At 67.1% G+C, this 19,988-nt stretch carries 19 protein-coding genes; 9 read left to right on the top strand and 10 right to left on the bottom strand.

Translation table 11 applies throughout. From position 1 onward, the window contains the following. Nucleotides 1-12: 12 nt before the first annotated feature. The gene (gene lptG, locus J2T07_RS18055; protein WP_306851915.1) at nucleotides 13-1,110 is read right to left on the bottom strand and encodes an LPS export ABC transporter permease LptG; all 1,098 of its coding nucleotides are present in this window, start codon (nucleotides 1,108-1,110) and stop codon (nucleotides 13-15) included. Further along, a complete protein-coding gene (lptF, locus tag J2T07_RS18050; RefSeq protein WP_306851913.1) occupies nucleotides 1,110-2,213 on the bottom strand; it encodes an LPS export ABC transporter permease LptF in 1,104 nt (367 codons plus the stop codon). The genes lptG and lptF overlap by 1 nt, the downstream gene beginning before the upstream one ends. A 98-nt stretch (nucleotides 2,214-2,311) precedes the next feature. On the opposite strand from lptF, the gene J2T07_RS18045 reads away from it, so the two are divergent. After that, nucleotides 2,312-3,802 (top strand): leucyl aminopeptidase, encoded by a 1,491-nt coding sequence (locus J2T07_RS18045; protein WP_306851911.1) that lies wholly within the window; start codon nucleotides 2,312-2,314, stop codon nucleotides 3,800-3,802. A gap of 10 nt (nucleotides 3,803-3,812) precedes the next feature. Then, the gene (locus J2T07_RS18040; protein ID WP_306851908.1) at nucleotides 3,813-4,235 is read left to right on the top strand and encodes a DNA polymerase III subunit chi; all 423 of its coding nucleotides are present in this window, start codon (nucleotides 3,813-3,815) and stop codon (nucleotides 4,233-4,235) included. 117 nt (nucleotides 4,236-4,352) lie between these two features. Here the strand turns inward: J2T07_RS18040 and J2T07_RS18035 are convergent, their stop codons facing one another. Further along, nucleotides 4,353-7,106 (bottom strand): valine--tRNA ligase, encoded by a 2,754-nt coding sequence (locus J2T07_RS18035; RefSeq protein ID WP_306851905.1) that lies wholly within the window; start codon nucleotides 7,104-7,106, stop codon nucleotides 4,353-4,355. A gap of 49 nt (nucleotides 7,107-7,155) precedes the next feature. Between J2T07_RS18035 and J2T07_RS18030 the strand changes: the two genes are divergently transcribed. After that, on the top strand, nucleotides 7,156-9,081 hold the full coding sequence (locus J2T07_RS18030) for an ATP-dependent DNA helicase (RefSeq protein ID WP_306851904.1): 1,926 nt from the start codon (nucleotides 7,156-7,158) through the stop codon (nucleotides 9,079-9,081). Nucleotides 9,082-9,107: 26 nt separating this feature from the next. Here J2T07_RS18030 and J2T07_RS18025 read toward each other — a convergent pair whose 3' ends face one another. Next, nucleotides 9,108-9,497, bottom strand: a complete 390-nt coding sequence (locus J2T07_RS18025; protein ID WP_306851902.1) for a cupin domain-containing protein — start codon at nucleotides 9,495-9,497, stop codon at nucleotides 9,108-9,110. Between the two features lie 209 nt (nucleotides 9,498-9,706). On the opposite strand from J2T07_RS18025, the gene creD reads away from it, so the two are divergent. Both creD and tsaB read left to right on the top strand, forming a co-directional pair. Next, nucleotides 9,707-11,044 carry a cell envelope integrity protein CreD gene (gene creD, locus J2T07_RS18020; protein ID WP_306851900.1) on the top strand — a complete coding sequence of 446 codons (1,338 nt, stop codon included), beginning with the start codon at nucleotides 9,707-9,709 and terminating at the stop codon, nucleotides 11,042-11,044. Further along, entirely contained in the window at nucleotides 11,041-11,730 is a 690-nt protein-coding gene (tsaB, locus tag J2T07_RS18015; protein ID WP_306851898.1) for a tRNA (adenosine(37)-N6)-threonylcarbamoyltransferase complex dimerization subunit type 1 TsaB, read from the top strand. Before creD ends, tsaB begins: the two co-directional genes overlap by 4 nt. 31 nt (nucleotides 11,731-11,761) lie before the next feature. On the opposite strand, the gene J2T07_RS18010 is transcribed toward tsaB, so the two are convergent. From J2T07_RS18010 to J2T07_RS17985, 6 genes are read right to left on the bottom strand one after another with little or no spacing between them, the layout of a single operon-like run. Next, a complete protein-coding gene (locus tag J2T07_RS18010) occupies nucleotides 11,762-12,973 on the bottom strand; it encodes a DegT/DnrJ/EryC1/StrS family aminotransferase (protein WP_306851895.1) in 1,212 nt (403 codons plus the stop codon). Further along, the gene (locus J2T07_RS18005; RefSeq protein WP_306851892.1) at nucleotides 12,957-13,355 is read right to left on the bottom strand and encodes a DMT family transporter; all 399 of its coding nucleotides are present in this window, start codon (nucleotides 13,353-13,355) and stop codon (nucleotides 12,957-12,959) included. Before J2T07_RS18005 ends, J2T07_RS18010 begins: the two co-directional genes overlap by 17 nt. After that, the gene (locus tag J2T07_RS18000) at nucleotides 13,352-13,711 is read right to left on the bottom strand and encodes a hypothetical protein (RefSeq protein ID WP_306851888.1); all 360 of its coding nucleotides are present in this window, start codon (nucleotides 13,709-13,711) and stop codon (nucleotides 13,352-13,354) included. The genes J2T07_RS18005 and J2T07_RS18000 overlap by 4 nt, the downstream gene beginning before the upstream one ends. 2 nt (nucleotides 13,712-13,713) lie before the next feature. After that, nucleotides 13,714-14,550 (bottom strand): alpha/beta hydrolase, encoded by an 837-nt coding sequence (locus J2T07_RS17995; protein ID WP_306851885.1) that lies wholly within the window; start codon nucleotides 14,548-14,550, stop codon nucleotides 13,714-13,716. A 38-nt stretch (nucleotides 14,551-14,588) separates the two neighbouring features. After that, nucleotides 14,589-16,019, bottom strand: coding sequence for a sensor histidine kinase (locus tag J2T07_RS17990; RefSeq protein WP_306851883.1), 1,431 nt, complete (start codon nucleotides 16,017-16,019; stop codon nucleotides 14,589-14,591). Then, a complete protein-coding gene (locus tag J2T07_RS17985; protein ID WP_306852186.1) occupies nucleotides 16,012-16,686 on the bottom strand; it encodes a response regulator in 675 nt (224 codons plus the stop codon). Before J2T07_RS17985 ends, J2T07_RS17990 begins: the two co-directional genes overlap by 8 nt. A 171-nt stretch (nucleotides 16,687-16,857) precedes the next feature. On the opposite strand from J2T07_RS17985, the gene J2T07_RS17980 reads away from it, so the two are divergent. From J2T07_RS17980 to J2T07_RS17965, 4 genes are all read left to right on the top strand, one after another. Then, nucleotides 16,858-17,481 (top strand): PepSY-associated TM helix domain-containing protein, encoded by a 624-nt coding sequence (locus J2T07_RS17980; RefSeq protein ID WP_306851880.1) that lies wholly within the window; start codon nucleotides 16,858-16,860, stop codon nucleotides 17,479-17,481. 11 nt (nucleotides 17,482-17,492) lie between these two features. Further along, entirely contained in the window at nucleotides 17,493-18,005 is a 513-nt protein-coding gene (locus J2T07_RS17975; RefSeq protein ID WP_306851877.1) for a DUF2271 domain-containing protein, read from the top strand. A gap of 15 nt (nucleotides 18,006-18,020) precedes the next feature. Beyond that, a complete protein-coding gene (locus J2T07_RS17970; protein ID WP_306851875.1) occupies nucleotides 18,021-18,830 on the top strand; it encodes a DUF4198 domain-containing protein in 810 nt (269 codons plus the stop codon). A gap of 147 nt (nucleotides 18,831-18,977) precedes the next feature. Further along, on the top strand, nucleotides 18,978-19,970 hold the full coding sequence (locus J2T07_RS17965) for an FAD:protein FMN transferase (RefSeq protein ID WP_430539378.1): 993 nt from the start codon (nucleotides 18,978-18,980) through the stop codon (nucleotides 19,968-19,970). Nucleotides 19,971-19,988: the final 18 nt, after the last annotated feature.

The following is a 19,988-nucleotide window of genomic DNA, read 5'->3' as shown; positions in this document are numbered from 1 at the left end:
AGAAAGCCCGTGCTAGCCGAACCGCCTGAAGTACGCGAGGGCGCCCACGACCAGCAATGTCGTCGGCAGCAGGTTCGCCAGTAGCGGTGGCATGCCGTAGACGGTGCCGAAGTTGACCATGGCGCCTTGCAGGAAGTACCAGCCGATCGCAAGGATGATGCCGATGAAGAGGCGCTTGCCCAGGCCGCCGGAACGCAGCGAGCCGAACGCGAACGGCATGGCGCACAGCACCAGCACAAGCGTGTTCACCGCGAACAGTGCACGCCCCCAGAAGGCCACGGCGTACGCGCCGGGATTCTGCCCGTTGGCCTCGAGATAGCGCATGTTGCGGCGCAGGTCGGCCATCGAGAGGTATTCGGGATGGATCACCGATTGTTCGAGCACGTGCGGATTCAGGCGCGAAGCCCAGGTTTGCGTGTCCTCGTGCGAGGAATGCGTGCCCTGGGCGTCGAGCGTGGTGGTGCGCACATTGGTCATCACCCAGCGGTTACCATCGTGGATGGCGCTGTCGCCGTGCGAGAACACGCTCACCTGGCCGTCCGGTGTGAAGGTGTAGACGCGGACGTCCACCAGCTTCACCGTGGTGCGGTCGCCGTCCTGCGTGGCGATGGCCGACTTGGCGTTGATGATCTTGCCAGCATCGCGGGCCCACAGGCCGCTGCTGGTGGAGCCCAGGTTGCTCGAGCGCATGCGTACCTGGATCGCCTGGGCATGCTGGTCGCCGTAAGGGCCGGCGGTCTCCCCCATGATGACGACACCGACAGTGAGCACGGCGATCACGCCCGCCGCCGAGGCGGCGATGCGCAGCTTCGACATGCCCGCCGCGCGCAGTGCGGTCAGTTCTCCCGTGGCGGCGAGGCCACCCAGGCCGAGAAGGCCGCCGATCAACGCCGCGTTGCTGAACATCTGGTACAGCCGCCGTGGCACCGTGAGCATGATGTACGCGATGGCGTCGTACAGCGTGAAGCCGTTCTTGCCGATATTGCCCAGCTGGCGCACGAATTGCGTGAGCGCGTCGAAACCGGTCAGCACCAGCCAGACGAGGAGCAGGGTGCCGAGGACGCTGGCGCCGATCAGCCGGTCGGCGCGCTTGACGGTCAGCGTGGCCATCAGTGGGCTCCCTTCACGCGCCGGGCGCTGTTCTGTCGCCAGAAATACCAGGCCGCCACGCCGAACACGATGGCGTGCAGTATCCAGATGGGCGCCGAGGTATGCAGGTGCCCCTTGATGATCTGCGCGCGTGCGATCAACTGCCAGACCACGTAGAGGAAGTACGCCAGCACGGCGATCAGCAGGCGCCCGTAGCGGGCGTCGCGCGGTGCCTGGCGCGACATCGGCAGCACCATCATCATCAACACCAGGGTGCTGACCGGGGCGGCGAAGCGCGAGACGAGTTCGCCGAGGTTCTCTGGCGTGATGTCCTTGAACAGATCGGTCGTCGCCGATTCGTGGGCTGGATCGGTGTCGTCGTCATCGTCGGAAATGGACGACAGCGATGCGTCGTTGCGTTCGTATTTCATTCGCCGCCAATTATCGGCGGCCAGCGGAATCTCGAACTGCCAGCCGTCATAGAGGGCCAGGAAGCGGTTCTGGCCATCGCTCTCCTGGTACATGCGGCCACTCTTGGCGCTGATCACGCGGACCTGTGGACGGCCTTCGCTGTCCGTGCGGTCGGTGGCCAGGAAGGTCTTGCCCAGCACGGTGCCGTCGCGGCTCAGCGTGTCGACGAAGATGATGCCGCCCTTGCCTGGCAATTCGGTGAAGCGGCCGGCATCGAGTCCGGCGGCGATCACCGACTTGTTCGCCGCGGCGATGACCTGGTCGGCCGTGCGTGCCGACAGAGGACCGAGCCAGAGCGAGACCAGGCCCACCACGATGGTGGAGAGCACGGCCAGCAGGGTGACCGGGCGGAGCATGCCGCGCGGGCCCATGCCCGAGGAAGCCAGCACGTGCATCTCGCTCTCGCGGTACATGCGGCCCAGGGCGATCAGGGTGCCGAGGAAGGCCGACATGGGCAGCAGGGTGGAGAGCAGGTCGACCATCTGCAGGCCCAGTACCTCGAACATCACGCTGGGCTGGATGCTGCCGTTGGCTACCTTCTGCAAGACGGTCGCGAACGCACCGCCGGCGAAGATCACCAGTAGCACGATGGCCGTCGCGAGCACCCCGTAGGCAAGTTCGCGCAGGAAATAACGGTCGAGGATGCTGAGCATTTGATAGAATTGGCGGTTCGTGCCGCGTCAGTCCCGGCCGGCAAACCATAAGTCTAGCCTGTCCGGACCCCCGGCGGGCTTTCGCAGGACAGTAAGCTATGACGGTTCAGTTCAGCCTCGGTTCCAACGCTCCGGAGTCGACCGCTACCCCGGTGGCGGTGGTCGGCGTCTACGAGAACGGTGTCCTGACCAGCGCCGCGGCGCGGATCGACACCGCCGCGAACGGGGCGATCAAGCGCCTGCTCGAGGCCGGCGACGTCACCGGCAAGGTCGGCAACGTCGTCACCCTGCTGCAACCGGCGGGCGTGGCCGCCGCCCGCGTGCTCATCGTGGGCCTGGGCGCGCAGAAGTCCTTCGACGCCGCCCGCTACCAGCGGGTCACCCAGGAAGCCGCCCGGGCGATCGGCCGCTTACCCGTCACGGAAGCCGTCAGCTGGCTACCCGAGATCGACGTGCCCGGCCGCGACGCCGCCTGGCGCCTGCGCGTCGCCGCCCTGGTCACCGATCATGCCGCCTATCGATACACCGCCACGCTGAAGCCGCGCGACAAGGCGCAGCCGGAACTGGCTTCGGTCACCCTGGTCGGTCCCGCCGAGGGCGAAGCCGGTCTCGCCGAGGCCCGCGCCATCGCCGAGGGCGTGCGCTACGCCCGCGAACTGGGCAACCTGCCGCCGAATATCTGCAACCCCGACTACATCGCCGAGCAAGCCCGCGCCTTCGCCGGCGCCCACGAGGGCGTCAGCTTCGAGGCGCTCGACCGCACCGACATGGAGCGCGAGGGCTTCGGCTCCTTGCTCGCGGTGGCGCGTGGCTCGGCGAACGCGCCGCGCCTCGTCATCCTGCAGTGGAATGGCGGCAAGCAGGGCGAACGGCCCTATGCCTTCGTCGGCAAGGGCATCACCTTCGACACCGGCGGCGTCAGCCTCAAACCGGGCCCCGGCATGGAAGAGATGAAGTTCGACATGTGCGGCGCGGCCGGCGTGCTCGGTGCCTTCGTCGCCGCGGTGAAGCTCAAGCTGCCGGTGAACCTGGTTTGCGTGGTCCCGGCGGTGGAAAACATGCCGGACGGCGCCGCCTATCGCCCGGGCGATGTCCTCACCAGCCTCTCGGGAATCACCATCGAGGTGCTGAACACCGACGCCGAGGGCCGGCTGATCCTCTGCGACGCGCTCACCTACACGGGCAAGCGCTTCGATCCGCACACCATCATCGACGCCGCCACCCTGACCGGTGCCTGCGTCGTCGCCCTGGGCAAGCACGCCAGCGGCCTGATGACCAAGGACGAGGCGCTCTCGGCCGAGCTGCTCGCCGCGGGCGAGGCCACGCTCGACCGCGCATGGCGCCTGCCGCTGTGGGACGACTACCAGAGCCAACTCGAATCCGGCTTCGCCGACGTGGCCAATATCGGCGGCAAGTACGCCGGTGCGATCACGGCCGGTTGCTTCCTTGCCCGCTTCACCGAAGGCCGTCGCTGGGCCCACCTGGACATCGCCGGCACCGCCTGGGACGAGGGCCGCAAGGGCATGGCCACGGGCCGCCCCGTGCCATTGCTTACCCAGTGGCTGCTCGACCGCGTCGCCGCCGGCTGATCCCTGTCCGATGCCGCGCGCCGATTTCTATCTGATCGACAAGCCGCGATTCCGCGAGGATCCGCTGATGCTGGTCTGCGAACTCGCCAAGCGCGCGTTCGCGGCCCAGCAGCCGACCCTGATCCTCACCCGCGATTTCGAGCAGGCCGAGGCGGTCGACGAATACCTGTGGTCGTTCGACGAGGACAGTTTCATTCCGCACCAGCTCGCGGGCGACGACGACGACGCGAACACGGCGGTGCTCATCGTGCCGCCGGGCGTGGAAACCGCCGACCGGCCGATGGTGATCAACCTGCGCGATACCTGCGCCCAGGGCCGGTTCGACCGGGTGCTGGAAGTGGTCGCGGCCGATCCGGCCGAGCGCGAGGGATCGCGCGTGCGCTGGACGGAGTACAAGAAGGCGGGTTTCGAGGTGAACAAGCACGACATGTGAGCCGATGGCTAGCGTGTCGATGCATCGCCGACAGGGCCGGCTCCCACCAAGCGTCAGCCCTTGCGGCGGACGGGTGGGAGCCAACCCTGTCGGCGATGCTTTGTCGGTGCTGTGCCTTCAGCCCAGCTTCCGCGCCTGCTCGCGCATCGCATCGGCCTGCCTGGTCCAGTCGGCGATGCGCTGACGCTCCTGCTCGACGACTTCCACCGGCGCATTGGCGACGAAATTGGCGTTGCCGAGCTTGGCCTCGCACTTCTTGATCTCTCCCTCGACACGGGCGATCTCCTTGGCGAGGCGCGTCTTCTCCGCACCCACGTCGATCAGCCCTTCCAGCGGGATCAACGCACGCATGCCGCCGACCACGGCGACTGCGGCGGCGGGCTCTTCACCATCCACCCAGGCCGGCGACTCGACCCGCCCCAGGAAGGCGACCTGCGCCGCGAACTTCGCCGAGCGCTCGCGATCCGTCGCATCGCCGTCGGCGAACAGCAGCGGGATGGTCTTGCCCGGCGCGATGTTCATCTCCGCGCGGATACGGCGGACGCCGGTGAGCACGCCCTTGACCCACTCGATCTCAGCGGTGGCGGTGTCGTCGCCTTCCACGTCCGAGGCTTCCGGATAGGGGCGCAGCATGATCGTCTCGCCTTCGATGCCGAGCAGCGGACGCACATGCTGCCAGATTTCCTCGGTGACGAAGGGAATCAGCGGATGCAAGGCACGCAGCAGTGTCTCGAGGACGTGGACCAGCGTGTATCGCGTGGAAGCCACGGCCGCGGCATCACCACTGTTGAGCGCAGGCTTGGACAGCTCCAGGAACCAGTCGCAGAACTCGTTCCAGGTGAACTCGTACAACGCCTGTGCGGCGAGGTCGAAGCGATAGAGGGCGAGTTGCTCCTTCACCGTCGCCAGCGTGTCGCGAAGGCGGGTGAGGATCCAGCGCTCGGCTTCGGTCGACGGCTTCGTCGGGGCGATAGCCTCTTCGCCGAGATTCATCAGCACGAAGCGCGAGGCGTTCCATAGCTTGTTGACGAAGGCCTTGTAGCCGCCGCAACGTTCCAGGTCGAACTTGATGTCGCGACCGTGCGTGGCGAGCGAGGCGAACGTGAAGCGCAGCGCGTCGGCACCGAAGGCGGGGATGCCCTCGGCGAACTCCTTGCGTGTGGACTTCTCGATCTTCTCGGCCATCTTCGGCTGCATCAGGCCACGCGTGCGCTTGGCGAGCAGTTCGTCGAGGGTGATGCCATCGATGAGGTCGAGCGGATCGAGCACGTTGCCCTTGGACTTGGACATCTTCTGGCCGTCCTTGTCGCGGATCAGACCCGTGACATAGACGTCCTTGAAGGGGACCTCGCCCGTGAAGTGGTCGGTGAGCATGATCATGCGCGCGACCCAGAAGAAGATGATGTCGAAGCCGGTCACCAGGACGCTCGACGGCAGGTAACGGTCGAAACCCAGTTCGGCCTGGCGCTGCGGGTTCGGCCAGCCAAGCGTGGAGTGGCTCCACAGGCCGGACGAGAACCACGTTTCGAGGACGTCGTCGTCGCGGCGCAACGCGCCGGTATACCCCTGTGCGGCGGCCTTGTGGGCGGCCTCGTCTTCGTTCCGTGCGACGATCACGCCACCCTGGTCGGTGTACCACGCCGGGATGCGATGCCCCCAGGTCAGCTGGCGGCTGATGCACCAGTCCTGGATGTTGGCCAGCCAGTGGCGGTAGGTGCTGATCCAGTTCTCGGGCACGAACTTCACGTGGCCCTGTTCGACCAGTTCCAGTCCACGCGCGGCGAGCGTGTCCATTTTCACGAACCACTGCCAGGTGAGGTACGGCTCGATCACCTGGCCGCTGCGATCGCCCCGCGGCACCTGCAGCTTGTGCTTCTTCGTCTCCACCAGGAGACCTTCGGCCTCCAGGTCGGCGAGCACGGCCTTGCGGGCGACGTAGCGATCCATGCCACGGTACTTCTCCGGCGCGGCGTCGTTGATCCTGGCGTCGTCGGTGAGGATGTTGATCATCGGCAGGTTGTGGCGCTGGCCGATGGCGTAGTCGTTGAAGTCGTGCGCGGGCGTGATTTTCACGCAGCCGGTGCCGAAGTCCTTCTCGACGTAGTCGTCGGCGATGATCGGGATCTGCCGGTTCGACAGCGGCAACGCGAGCATGCGCCCGATCAGGTGTGCGTAGCGCTCGTCTTCCGGGTGCACGGCCACGGCGACGTCGCCCAGCATGGTTTCCGGCCGCGTGGTGGCGACGACGAGCTCACCCGAGCCGTCGGCGAGTGGGTAGCGGATCGACCACAGCGAGCCGTCCTCCTCTTCGCTGACGACTTCGAGGTCGGAGATCGCGGTCTTCAGCACCGGATCCCAGTTGACCAGTTTCTGGCCGCGATAGATCAGGCCTTCCTCGGAAAGCCGCACGAAGGTCTCGATCACCGCCTCGGACATGCCCTCGTCCATGGTGAAGCGTTCGCGCGTCCAGTCGCCCGACACGCCCAGCCGGCGCATCTGGCGGCCGATCGTGTCGCCGGACTCGGCCTTCCATTCCCAGACACGGGCGATGAACGATTCGCGGTCGAAGTCCGAGCGTTGCTTGCCCTCGGCGTTGAGCTGGCGGGTGACCACCATCTCGGTGGCGATGCCCGCGTGGTCGGTACCGAGCTGCCACAGCGTGTCGTAGCCGCGCATGCGGTGGTAGCGCACCAGCGTGTCCATGATCGTGTGCTGGAACGCGTGGCCCATGTGGAGCGTGCCCGTGACATTGGGCGGCGGCAGCATGATCGTGTAGGGCGTGCCCTTGCCGGACGGCTTGAAATAGCCGTTGGCCTCCCACTGGGCGTACCACTTCGATTCGATCTGGCTGGGCTCGAAACTCTTGTCCATGCGTGGATTCCCGGACGAAAAGACCGCCATTGTAGGCGATACTTGGTGGATGACTGAACTCGAAGTGGCCGCGATCCTCGGCGCGGAGGGCCCATTCGCCCGTGAAGTACCGGGTTTCGCGCCGCGCGAGGCCCAGCAGCGCATGGCCTCGGCGGTTGCCGGGGCCATCGCCGGACGCGACGTCCTGGTCGCCGAGGCGGGCACCGGCACCGGCAAGACCTTCGCTTACCTGGTGCCCGCCCTGATGTCGGGGCGCAAGGTGATCGTTTCCACCGGCACCAAGGCCTTGCAGGACCAGCTGTTCTTCCGTGACCTGCCTCGCGTGCGTGCGGTGCTGGGCAGCCGGGCCAGGGTGAGCCTGCTCAAGGGGCGGGCCAACTACCTGTGCCTCTACCGCCTGGACCAGGCGGTGCGCGAGGGGAATCCCGACCGTCAGCTGGCCTCCCAGTTGTCCGCGATCCGCGCCTGGTCGGCGCGGACTCGTCGTGGCGATCGCATGGAAATGGCGGATATCCCCGAAGACTCGGCGGTCTGGCCGCGGGTGACGTCCACGCCGGAGAACTGCCTCGGTTCGGAATGCCCGTTCTTCGAGGACTGCCACGTCGTGAAGGCGCGTCGCGAAGCCATGGAGGCCGACCTGGTGGTGGTGAACCACCATCTGCTGATGGCCGACCTCGCGCTCAAGCAGGAAGGCTTCGGCGAGATCCTGCCGGGTGCCGATGCCTTCATCCTCGACGAGGCGCACCAGATTCCAGAGCTTGCCGGACAGTTCTTCTCGCAGAGCGTCAGTGCGCGGCAGCTCGTCGACCTCGGTCAGGACGCGCTGGCGGAAGCGCAGGGTGTCACCGGAGCCACCAGCCAGTTGCTGGAGCCGGTCGAGGCCATCCAGGACCTCGTCAAACGCCTTCGCCTGGCGATGGACACGTTGCCGCCGCGCGGGCCCTTCGGTGCGCTCGATCGTGACCCCTCGGTGCATGGAACACTGCTCGAACTGCGCGACGTGATGGCGGCCATGGCCGACTTGCTCGCGGCACTCGGTGAGCGTTCGCGCGGGCTGGCGAACGTGCACGAACGGGCGCAGATGCTGAGCTTGCGCCTCGACCGCATCGCGGAAGAACACTCCGCCAGCGACGTGCGCTGGTACGAGACCTGGCCACGTGGATTCGCGTTGCATGCCACGCCGCTGGATCTGGCCGCGCCGCTGCGGGCGATGCGCATGTCGACGGACGCGGCGTGGATCCATACCTCGGCGACCTTGTCGATCGCGGGCGACTTCGGTCATTTCGCCCGCCAGCTGGGGCTGGATGATCCACGTACGCTGCATGTGGAAAGTCCCTTCGACTATCAGCGCCAGGCACTGGCGTATTTACCAACGAACCTCCCCGACCCCTCCGCCCGCGATTACACCGACCGGGTGGTGGATGCCATCCGGCCCGTCCTCGATGCCTCGGATGGGCGTGCTTTTCTGCTGTTCACCTCGCATCGCGCACTGCGGCGTGCGGCCGAACTGCTGGAAGGCCGCGTGCCGTGGCCGTTGTTCGTTCAGGGCAGTGCGCCGCGGCACCGCCTGCTGGAGGAATTCAGGGCGAGCGGACGCGGCGTACTGCTCGGCGCGGCGAGTTTCTGGGAGGGTGTCGACGTGGCGGGCGAGGCCTTGAGCGTGGTGGTGATCGACAAGCTCCCCTTCGCGATGCCTGACGATCCGGTGTTGCAGGCACGGCTGGAAGCATTGGAGGACGCGGGGATCAACCCCTTCATGGGTTGGCAGGTGCCCACGGCGGTGATCGCCTTGAAACAGGGTGTCGGCCGCTTGATTCGCGACGTGCACGACCGTGGGGTGCTGGTGCTGTGCGATCCGCGTCTCAGCACGAAGGGTTATGGACGGTTGTTCCTGGCTAGCCTGCCGCCGATGCCACGGACGCGGGAATTGGCGGATGTGGTGGGATTCTTCGCATCGGACGCCGCGGCGGACTGAATCGCGGACTCTGTCCGCGATGCTCTTCAGGCCCCGGAAACGGTCAGCGGATCTCCACCGGTATCCGCATAAAACACCACGACGGTCGCTCCCTTCGGCCCGGCCGTTCCACCTCGCATGACATCGCTGCCGCCCACGATCGAATCACCCGGCCGCATCACGCGCGACGTTCCTTCCAGCGTTTCCAGGCGAAGTTCCCCTTCGAGCAGGTAACCCGCTTCCGGCACGGTGTGCCGGTGCCACGGAAGGGAGGCGCCGGGTTCGATCGAGATGCGCAGCATGCGCATCTCCGGTTGCCCGTCCGCCCGTGCCTGCGTGACGGCGGGCAGGGTTTCGCTTCGGGAGGGATCGGTCGTGGCGGCGATGGCGGCTCCGACGAGGAGGGCCAGGGGCATCGCTAGCTGGACGGGAAGCATCGTGCGCTCCTTGCGTGGGTGATCGACGGATGCTGCACGCTGGAGCGGCCGCTTGTCATGAGAACACTCTCATTCGAATGGCTTATTCAGGCATAGGCAGGCGATGCTCCGCATTTCGCCCTCGTTCGCCATGTTCAGGACAGAAACCGACCTTTCCCGACGCCCTTCGCCGTTCAATGATGGTCCCATCACCGACGATGGAGAAGCCCATGTTCCGCTGGATGCAATCGATCACCGCCAAGGTGCTGGGTGTCGCCATGCTCGCGCTGATCATGCTCATACCGCTGTCCCAGGCCGATGGCCTCGTGCGCGAACGGCAGGCCATGCGCGATGCGGCTTTCACGCGTGTCGCCGAGGGTTGGGGCGGACCGCAGACCGTCGGAGGCCTCGTCCTGGCCGTGCCCACGCGATACGAGACGCGGGGTAGCGATGGCAAGGTGGTGAGCGTGCGTGACGGCACGGAAATCGTGCTGGCCGACGAACAAAGCACCGTGGTCGACCTTGCCGTGGACCGTCGGCGCGTCGGCATGTACGAGGTGCCGGTCTACACGGGCGACGTCACCATCCGAGGTCGCATCCTGCCCGAGGATCTCCGCCGCTTCACCACCGATACGGGAGCGGCGTGGTATCCGGCCAAGGCCGAGTTGCGCCTGTTGATCGCCGACACTCGCGGCTTGCAGGGCATCACGGCGCTGACGGTCGACGGCCACGCCGTGCGCTTGTCGTCTTCCACGGCGCGAATGGGCCCCTATACCGTGCTTTCCGCACCGGTGCCGGTAGACTCCGGCCGCGACACGCCGCTGGACTTCGCCCTTACCCTGCGCATCGCCGGTACAGGGTCGTTCTCGGCATTGCCCCTGGCGCGTACGAACACGCTGCGCATCCGTTCGCCGTGGCCCGACCCCAGCTTCACCGGTGCCATGCTGCCCGGCCAGCGAAGCGTCGGCGCGCGAGGGTTCGACGCGACATGGCGGGTGCTCGACCTCAACCGGGCCTATGGCCAGCATTGGGACGTCTCCGATGCGAACGTGGCGGCCCGTCTCGAACCATCCGCCTCCGGCGTGAAGCTCTACCAGCCTGGTGGCGTCTACCAGCAGAACGATCGGGCGGGCAAGTACGGCCTGCTCTTCATTGCGTTGACCTTCGTCGCCTTCTTCCTGTTCGAGGTGTTGAAGGGACTGCGCCTGCATCCCGTGCAGTACCTGCTCGTGGGCGCGGCGATGACCAGCTTCTATGTCCTCCTGCTGGCCTTGTCCGAACAGATCGGCTTCGGCCCCGCGTACGCCGTGGCGGCAGCGGCGGTGGTGCTGATCGTGGGCGGCTACGCCATGGCGGCCCTGCGCGCCCGCGCCGCCGGCCTCGCCCTGGGCGGCGTGCTCACCCTGGTTTACGCCATACTGTATGGCCTGATCGGAGCGGAGCAGTACGCGCTGCTGATCGGTTCGGTCGTGCTCGTCGCGGTGATCGCGCTGCTGATGTACCTGACCCGCCGGATCGACTGGTACGCCTACGCGGCGCCGCTCCCTCCCTCGCTGGATACGCCATGAACTTCCTCGCCATCGAAACCTCAACGGAAGCCTGTTCGGTCGCCCTCGTCCATGGCGACGAAGTGATCGAACGCAGCGAGATCGCCCCCCGCCGCCATGCGGAACTGGTGCTGCCCATGGCTGACGGATTGCTCGCCGAGGCCGGGCTGAAGCGCGAAGCGCTCCAGGGCATCGCCGTGGGCCGTGGGCCAGGCGCGTTCACCGGGGTGCGCCTTGGGGTGTCGCTGGCGCAGGGCATGGCGATGGCGCTGGATGTTCCCGTCGTCACGGTGTCTTCCCTGCAGGCGCTGGCACTCGAGGCGCCGGACGACGACGCCGCGATTCTTTCCGTCATCGATGCACGGATGGGCGAGATCTACGTGGCCGCGTGGCGCCGCGAAGACGACGGCAGCATCCGCCTGATCGATCGCGAACGTGTGGATACCGCCGCCACGCTGATGCTGCCGGAGGCATCGGCTTGGCACGTCGTGGGCACGGGCTGGGCCACGTACGAGGCGATCCTGCGCGACCGCATCCGGGCGCCCATCCGTTCGGCCGATGGCGCGCGCTATCCACAGGCCAGGCACGTGGCGGAAGTGGCGGCGCGGTGCTTTCGTGACGGTGAAGCGGTGGCTCCGGAACTGGCGCTGCCCGTATACCTGCGCGACAAGGTGGCGCTTACCCTGGTGGAGCAGGGGCGCGCCTGAGACACGCTGTCGCGGCTGGAGCGGCAATGCCCTAGCGCGAAGCGATCACCGCCTCGATCACGGCGCATACATGTTCGAATGCCGCGTCGTCGAGCCACGGGCTGTTGGTGATGGTCAGCGTGCGCGCCGCGAAGTCGCGAGCGTGGGGAACGTCTTCGCCGCCCGGCATCGGGTCGAGGTAGCGATAGTCCGGCAACGCGTGCACGAACATGCGTGATACGCCATGTCGCGAGGGCCAGAGCCGCTTGAGCACGGCATCGCGGGTCGCCTGGTCGGGCAGGCGCAGCATCAGGTAAGGCCAGGTGCCACCTTCGTCCGAGAACGCATGCAGCCCCGGAATGGCGGCCAACCGCGGCAGGCGCGAGCGCGCTTGCCGGGATGTCGCCTCGATGAAGGCTGGCAGACGGTGGAACGCCCGTGCGCCGACGGCGCGTCGCCAGCGCCCGACCGGGTGCAACGGAAAATCGACGGAGAAATGTTCGCCCGCCGCGCCGAGCAGGTCACCGCGGCGCAGTGCGCGACGCAGCGGACGCCCATAGGCCCAACCCAGGCCGTGCGGTCGATAAAGCAACGCATATGCCGCCAGTTCCAGCGACCGTCGCAGTTCCCATCCCGGCTGCCAGCGCGCGATGCGCTTCGCCGCCCGGCGAAACCGTGGATGCCATGTTTCGTCGCGGCTCACCAACAGGCCGCCTTCGAAGATCGACAAACCCTTGCCCGCGGCGAGGCTGTAGAAGCCGATATCGCCGCGCGTGCCTGCAAAGCCGCCTTCGCATCGCGCGCCGAGTGCCTGGGCGGCGTCCTCGATGGTGACGGCGCCGACGCGGTGCGCGATGGCGTTCGCCGCGGCCACGTCGGCAATGCGGCCGCCGAGGTGCGTCGGCACGACGGCGAGCGTGGCCGGCCCGCATGCATCGGTGAGGCGTTGCGGGTCCATGTCGAAATGGCCAGGCGCGAGATCGACGAGTCGAGGCACCAGACCCGCCCGGCGTATCGCCAGCGGCACCAGCGGGCAGGTGAAGGCCGGGATCGCCACCTCGCGCCGGAAAGGCGCGTCTTCGGCCAATGCGGTCAATGCCACCGTTAGCGCCGCCGTACCCGAACATTCGAGCTGCACGTCGTCGACACCGAGCCAGACGGCGGCGAGCGCCGTCAGCGGAGCGGGAGCGGTGCCGCCCAGGTCGGCCAGGCCCAACGGCATGCCTGCCGTCGGTGGCGATTCGCGTTCAGGCCGGAACGGCATCGGCAGCCGTCTCCTCCCTGCTCTCGGCAAAGGCGAGACAGACGATGCCCGCGACGATCGCGAGCGCACCGGCTATCTGAGTGGCCGTTACCGGTTCGGAGAACATCCACCAGGACAGCAGCATCACGCTGATCACCTCCAGGTGCGAGGCGGCGAAGGCGGGGCCGATCGGCGCGTGCTTCAGCAGGCTCATCCAGGTCACGAACGCGCCGATGTAACCGACGACGGCGCCGTAGATCCACGGATGCGAGAACACCCGCAGCAGCCATGCGATATCCATCGCCACGGGCAATGCCTCCGTGCCGGCCAGCTTGAAGCAGATCAGGTTCAATGTGTCGAACGCCAGCAACAGCGCGAAGCCGACGGCATAGAAGCGTTTCATGCGCCCGCTCCGACGATGGCGACACCGGCCGCTACCAGCAGAATGCCGGTCACCCGCAGGGGGCTCAGGCGCTCGCTGAACAGGAAGCGGCCGGCGATCATGATCGCGACGATGTTGATCGATCCCAGCAGGACACCTTCGGACAACGGCACCAACGAGAGAAACGCGATCCAGACGACGAACTCGGCTACGTAGCAACCGATGCCGGCCCATATCCAGGGCCGCGCGAACATATAGCGCCAACGGGCGAGACCATCGCCCGCGCGGTCGTCTCCGGCGGCCGCCTTGAAGGCCAGCTGGCCGCTGGTATCGAGCAGCACGTTGGCCAGCCACAGGATGAGGACGAGGCCGTGCACGATCAGGCCGCGATGCGCACGGGGCGCGCGTCGCGCGCGATGCGTCCGAAGAAGTCGGCGCTGCGTTCGATCAGTGTGCGCCGTTCGCGGTCGATCGTGATCATGTGGTAGCTGTCCGCGAGCAGCAGCATTTCGATCGGTCCACGCACCCTGCGCGCCACCAGGTCGGCGTTGGCGACGCTGGCGACGTCGTCGTCCGCCGCATGGGCGATGAAGCACGGAGCGAGCACGTCCGGCAGGCGCCGGCGCACGTCGCGCGATAGCTTCACCATCTCGGCCAGCGCATGCCATGGATTGCCGGGCAAGCCGGCTGCCTCGCTGTCGCCGGCGAACATCGCCGCGCTCACCTGGGCGCGCAGGCGCTCGTCGCGGATGCCATAGGGCGGCTGCTCGATGAAGCTGCGCTGGCGGCCGATACCGAGACGCTTGAAGATCGGTAGCAGGAACGACAACCGCCCCGTCCAGCCGATCGACCAGCCGTCGTAACGGAAGGTCGCACCGTACACGCCGACGCCGTCGATCCAGCCGGGCCGTACGGCGGCGAGCCGCAGGGCGAGCAGGGCTCCCATCGACAATCCGGCCACGAACACGCGGTCGACCCGCCCGCGCAGGTCGTTGGCGGCGGCTTCGACACTCGCGTACCAGTCTTCCCAGGTGGTGGCGAGCAGGTCGTCCTCGCTGCCGCAGTGGCCTGCCAGCTGTACGCCCACGACGGTAAAGCCGGCGCGGTTGAGGCCCTTGCCGACCATGCGCATCTCGGTAGGCGTACCGGTCAGCCCGTGGATCAGCAATACGCCGTCACGTCCGCCTTCGAACTGGAATTCCGCGGAATGGTTCACCCGACGCCTCGCGTCCTGCCTACGATGGGCGAATGGTCTCAGGAGGTGGTTTCAGCGGGCTTTCCGGAAGCGACCGCAGGAAAATGCAGTTCGACGCGCAAACCCCCCGATGCCGCGTGGAGGAAAGCCACGCGCGCCGCGTGCCGCTCGGCGATGCTCTCGACGATGGCCAGGCCCAGGCCGGTACCGTCCTCGTCGCCCCCCGGAACGCGAAAAAAACGTTCACCCAGCTGGTCGAGAAAGGCATCGTCCACCCCGGGGCCATCGTCCTCGACGGCCAGGACCACTTCCCCCTCGTCGTGGCGCAAGGACACCGTCACGGCGTGGCCGCGTCCGGCGTAGTGGAAGGCGTTGTCGACAAGGTTGTCGATCACCTCCTGCACCTGCAGCGCGTCGGCGCGAACGAGGCAGGGGGTGTCGTCACCTTCATAGCCGAGGTCGACGCCCAGGGTGAGGGCCTGGTGCACACGCATGGCCACGGCCTCGGGCACCACGCTGGCGAGGTCGACGATGGCCATGCCGTCGTGGTCGGGGAGGTCGGGCGACTGCGTGCGGGTGAGCGCGAGCAACTGTGCCGACGTGCGTGCCGCGCGCGCCGCGAGACGGTGCACGTGGCCGAGCGCGTCCACGCGCTGTACCGGATCGTTCGTGGCTTCCAACCGTTCGACATGCAACTGGATGCCAGCCAGTGGCGTGCGTAGCTGGTGCGCCGCATCGGCGATGAAACGCTCTTGCAGGCCGAGCATGTTGCGCATGCGGGCGAAGAGGTCGTCGATGGTGCGGGTGAGCGGCAGGATCTCCACGGGGACGTCTTCCTCGCCGATGGGGCCCAGGTCGTGGCCGCGCTTGCCCAGCCGCGCCGTGAGCGGTTCCAGCACGCCCAGGCCGTGGCGAACCCCGAACCAGACCAGGGACAACACGGCGACGATCAGCAGCGCCTGCATCGGCAGAGTGAGGAAAAGGATTTCGCGTGCCCGGGTATGGCGATCGCGCAGGTTTTCGGCCACGGTGATCGTGAGGACGTCACCCGGGTCCTGGTGGTTCGGTACGCGCATGATCGCCGCGCGCAGGGGGCGATGACCGAGCGCCGTGTCGTACAGCTTCGGTGCCGCGTCGGTCACCACGGCGGCACCGGGCCCCTCCAGTTCCGCGTTGCCGATCATCCGGCCGTGGCGATCGCTGACCACGGCATAGTAGTTGCGCCCGTCCGGATCATATTCGAGCAGGAAGCGTGCCTGCGCGGTCAATTCCCCGCGCAGGGCATCGCTGCCGATCATTTCCGACAAGGTAAGGGCGGAGTCGGAGAGGTCGGCGTCATGCACGCGGTTCGAATACGCCAGCGCCACGAAATAGCCGATGACGGCGTCGAGCACCAGCACGCCGAGCACGGGGACGAGCAGGAAGGTGAGCAGGCGCCGGCGCAGGCTGGGACGCGCGGGGCGACGCGCCGCGGAGCGGCGTTCAGGCATCCGCGGTTTCTTCGAGCAGGTAGCCGAGGCCGCGGATCGTGCGCACGTTGGTGCCAGACCCCTGCAGTTTCTTGCGCAAGCGATGCAAGGCGATGTCCAGGCCGTTGTCGGTCAGGTCCTCGTCCCAGTTGCACAGCGCCTCGACGAGCTGCGCGCGGCTGGTGACCTTGTCCGCGCGCGCCGCGAGGGCTTCGATGAGACCGAATTCACGAGCGGTGAGGTCGAGCGCGGATTCGCCGATCCATGCCCGATGCCCGGGAATGTCGAGGCGCAACCGGCCGATACGGAATTCCGGCGTGCCGTTGCTGGTGCGCCGGCGGAGCAGGGCGCGTACCCGGGCGTCGAATTCGGCCAGTGCGAACGGTTTCACCAGGTAATCGTCGGCGCCGAGGTCGAGCACGCGGACACGCTCCTTCAAACCCTCCCGCGCGGTCACCACCAGCACCGGCAGGCTCGCGCCGCGTTTGCGCGCACGAGCCAGCACGTCGCTGCCGTCGAGCAGGGGCAGCCCGAGGTCGAGCACGAGCAGGTCGTAATCGTGGTCGCGCAGCGCGTGGTCCGCGCTGGACCCGTCGGTGACGTGGTCGACGGCATGGCCGCCCTGTTCGAGGGAGGCACGTACGGCCGCGCCGATGGCGGCGTCGTCTTCGGCTAGGAGGATGCGCATGAGGGTCAAGGATACGCTCCGGGGAGGGCTGCGCGCATGCTGTCGCGGCAGGCTTTCGCCGCGCTTTCCCGGCCCTTCATACCTTGGGCTGAATCGGCCTAATTGCGAACGATTCGCATTGTGTTTTACCATGGGTGCCTTCGAGATCCATACCCAGGGGCGTTCCAGCACATGCGCGACACCGTCGACCGGCAACGCCGCGCGTTCTGGCTGAAGCACCTGCACCGGTGGCACTGGATCAGTTCCGCGGTTTCGCTGGTCGTATTGCTGCTGTTCTCGATCACCGGATTCACGTTGAACCACGCGGCGCGGATCGAAGCCTCACCGCACGTCGAGCGACACACGGCGACCCTGCCGGACGCCCTGCTGAAGCAGGTGGCCCGCCCGGGCGCGAAATCCGCGCCCTTGCCGGCCCCCGTGGTGGCGTTTGTCGCCGCGAACACCGGCGCACCGGTCGACGGTCGCGCGGGTGACTGGAGCGACGACGAGGTCTACGTGTCACTGCCGCGGCCCGGTGGCGACGGCTGGGTCAGCATCGACCGCGAAACGGGCGATGTGCAGTACGAAACGACCGACCGCGGCTGGCTCGCGTACCTCAACGACCTGCACAAGGGCCGCAACACGGGACCGGTGTGGAGCTGGTTCATCGACGTTTTCGCACTGGCCTGCATCGTCTTCGCGTTCACCGGACTGCTCTTGCTCAAGATGCACGCGGGACAGCGCGGCATGACCTGGCCGATGGTCGCGCTCGGCTTCGTGTTGCCGGTCGTCCTCGCGCTTATTTTCATCCACTGACGGAAACCGCCATGCGACGCATCCTGCCGTTCGCCTCGTGTCTTGCGCTTGCCACGCCGGTCCTGGCCGCCGACATGAACCTCACCGTGGAGATTCCCACGCTGAAGGTGGCCGAATACCACCGGCCCTACGTGGCCGTGTGGATCGAACGCGATGACCACAGTGTCGCCGCGAATCTCGCCGTTTGGTACGACGTGAAGAAGGCCGGGGGCGAAGGGACGAAATGGCTGAAAGACATGCGCCAGTGGTGGCGACGTAGTGGCCGCGAGCAAACCATGCCGATCGACGGCGTGTCCGGCGCCACGCGCCCGGCCGGCCAGCACCAACTGCGTTTCAGCGATGGCAAGCCGCCGCTGGGCACGCTTCCGCCGGGCCACTACGACCTCGTGGTGGAGGCGGCGCGCGAGGTGGGCGGGCGTGAAGCACAAAGGATTCCCTTCGACTGGCCGGCGAAGGCTCCCGTGCACCTGTCGGCCAGCGGCACGGAAGAACTCGGCCAGATCAGCCTCGACCTCAATCCCTAGAAACGGAGCTACCCGATGAAGCATGCATTCGTTCGCGCCGCGCTTGGCATCGCCCTGGCCCTGCCGCTGGCCGCGCAGGCGCACAAGATGTGGATGGTCCCGTCGGCCACCGTGATCTCCGGAGACGACGCCTGGGTGACCGTCGACGCCGCGGTTTCCAACGACCTGTATTACCCGGACCATTTCCCCGCGCAACTCGACCAGTTGGTGGTCACCGCACCGGACGGCTCCACGGTGAAGCCGGAAAACCCCTCCACGGGCAAGTACCGCAGCACGTTCGACCTCCCCGTTCCGCAGAAGGGAACCTATCGCCTCGCGCTGGTCAACCAGGGACTGTTCGCGAGCTACGAAGTGGACGGCCAGAAAAAGCGCTGGCGCGGCAGGCCGGAGGACGTCAGGACGGCCATACCGGCAAACGCGAAGAACGTGCAACTCAGTGAGATCGCCTCGCGCGTGGAGACCTTCGTGACCCAGGGATCACCGAGCGAGGGTGCGCTCAAGCCCACGAACAGGGGGCTGGAACTGGTGCCGGTCACCCAGCCGAACGATCTCGTGGCCGGTGAGAAGGCGACCTTCCAGTTGATCGTCGACGGCAAGCCCGCCGCGAACCTGAAGGTCGTCGCTATCAATGGCGCCACCCGCTACCGCAACGCGCAGGACGAGATGACCACCACCACCGACAAGGATGGCAAGTTCTCCTTCGCCTGGCCGTCGGCGGGCATGTACTGGGTGAATGCGTCCACGGAAGACACGAAGACCTCGGTGAAGGAAGCCAAGCAGCGCCGCCTCGCGTATACGGCGACGCTCGAAGTGCTCCCGCAGTAACCCGTGCCGACCGGTCCCTCAACTTGGTGGGAGCCGCTTCAGCGGCGATCCCGCGGCAGCGGGCCAGTTCTTCGCAAGCATCCATCGCCGCTGAAGCGGCTCCCACAATGTGTCCGGGGGATCGCGGCGTTGATCTTCACCTTCGCAGTGTCGGCAGCACCCGTAGCCTCCGGCAAGGACGTACGACGTTTCGAAGGCGAGACGATGGGCACGACCTGGTCGGTCAATGCCGTGTTGCCGGATGGCGCGGACGGTCGCGCCATCGAGCGTGGCATCCAGTCCGAAGTGGACCGCGTCGTCGCCCAGATGAGCACGTACGAACCGGATTCGGACCTCAGCCGCTTCAACCGTGCGCCGGCCGGCACGTGGCGGACGCTGCCGCCGGAGCTCTTCACCGTGCTGCGTTACGCACTGTGGCTGGCGAAGGATTCGAACGGTGCCTATGACCCCACGGTGGGGCCGTTGGTCAACCTCTGGGGGTTCGGCCCGGACAAGCGTCCCCACGACGCACCGGACGCTGCCGCGATCGCCGCGGCGCGCGCGCGGGTGGGTTGGTCGAAGATCGAGCTGGACGAGGCGAACCGGCGCGCGCTCCAACCGGGCGGCGTCTATGTGGACCTCTCGTCGGTGGCGAAGGGCTTCGGTGTCGACCAGGTCGCCCGCTTCCTCGATCGCTCGGAGGTGCGGGATTACCTGGTGGAAGTCGGTGGGGAGTTGCGCGCCCGCGGCGGGAAACCCGACGGCTCGCCCTGGCGTGTGGGTATCGAGCGCCCCGGCGCGGCGGCGGGTGCCGTCGACAGTCTGGACGAAGTCCAGCGCATCGTCTCGTTGACCGGCAAGGCCATCGCCACCTCCGGGGATTACAGGCACTTCTTCGAGAGCGGCGGGACGTTCTTCTCGCACCATATCGATCCGCGTACGGGCTACCCCGTGGCGCATCGCGTGGCATCGGTAAGCATCGTCGCGGACGACTGCATGCACGCGGACCCGCTGGGTACCGCGATGACCGTGCTCGGGCCAGATGAAGGCATGGCCTATGCGAAACGCCATGGTATCGCCGTGCTCTTCATCCTCTATGGCGAGAACGGACGGTTCGAGGAGCGGGCATCACCTGCCTTCACGGCGGTGTCGCCGCCGTGAGCATGGCCGGGACGGAAG

Source organism: Luteibacter jiangsuensis, from assembly GCF_030812295.1.
Classification (GTDB): domain Bacteria; phylum Pseudomonadota; class Gammaproteobacteria; order Xanthomonadales; family Rhodanobacteraceae; genus Luteibacter; species Luteibacter jiangsuensis_A.
The sequence above is the reverse complement of the archived record's forward strand: the minus strand, read 5'-3'. Positions and strand labels throughout refer to the sequence as shown.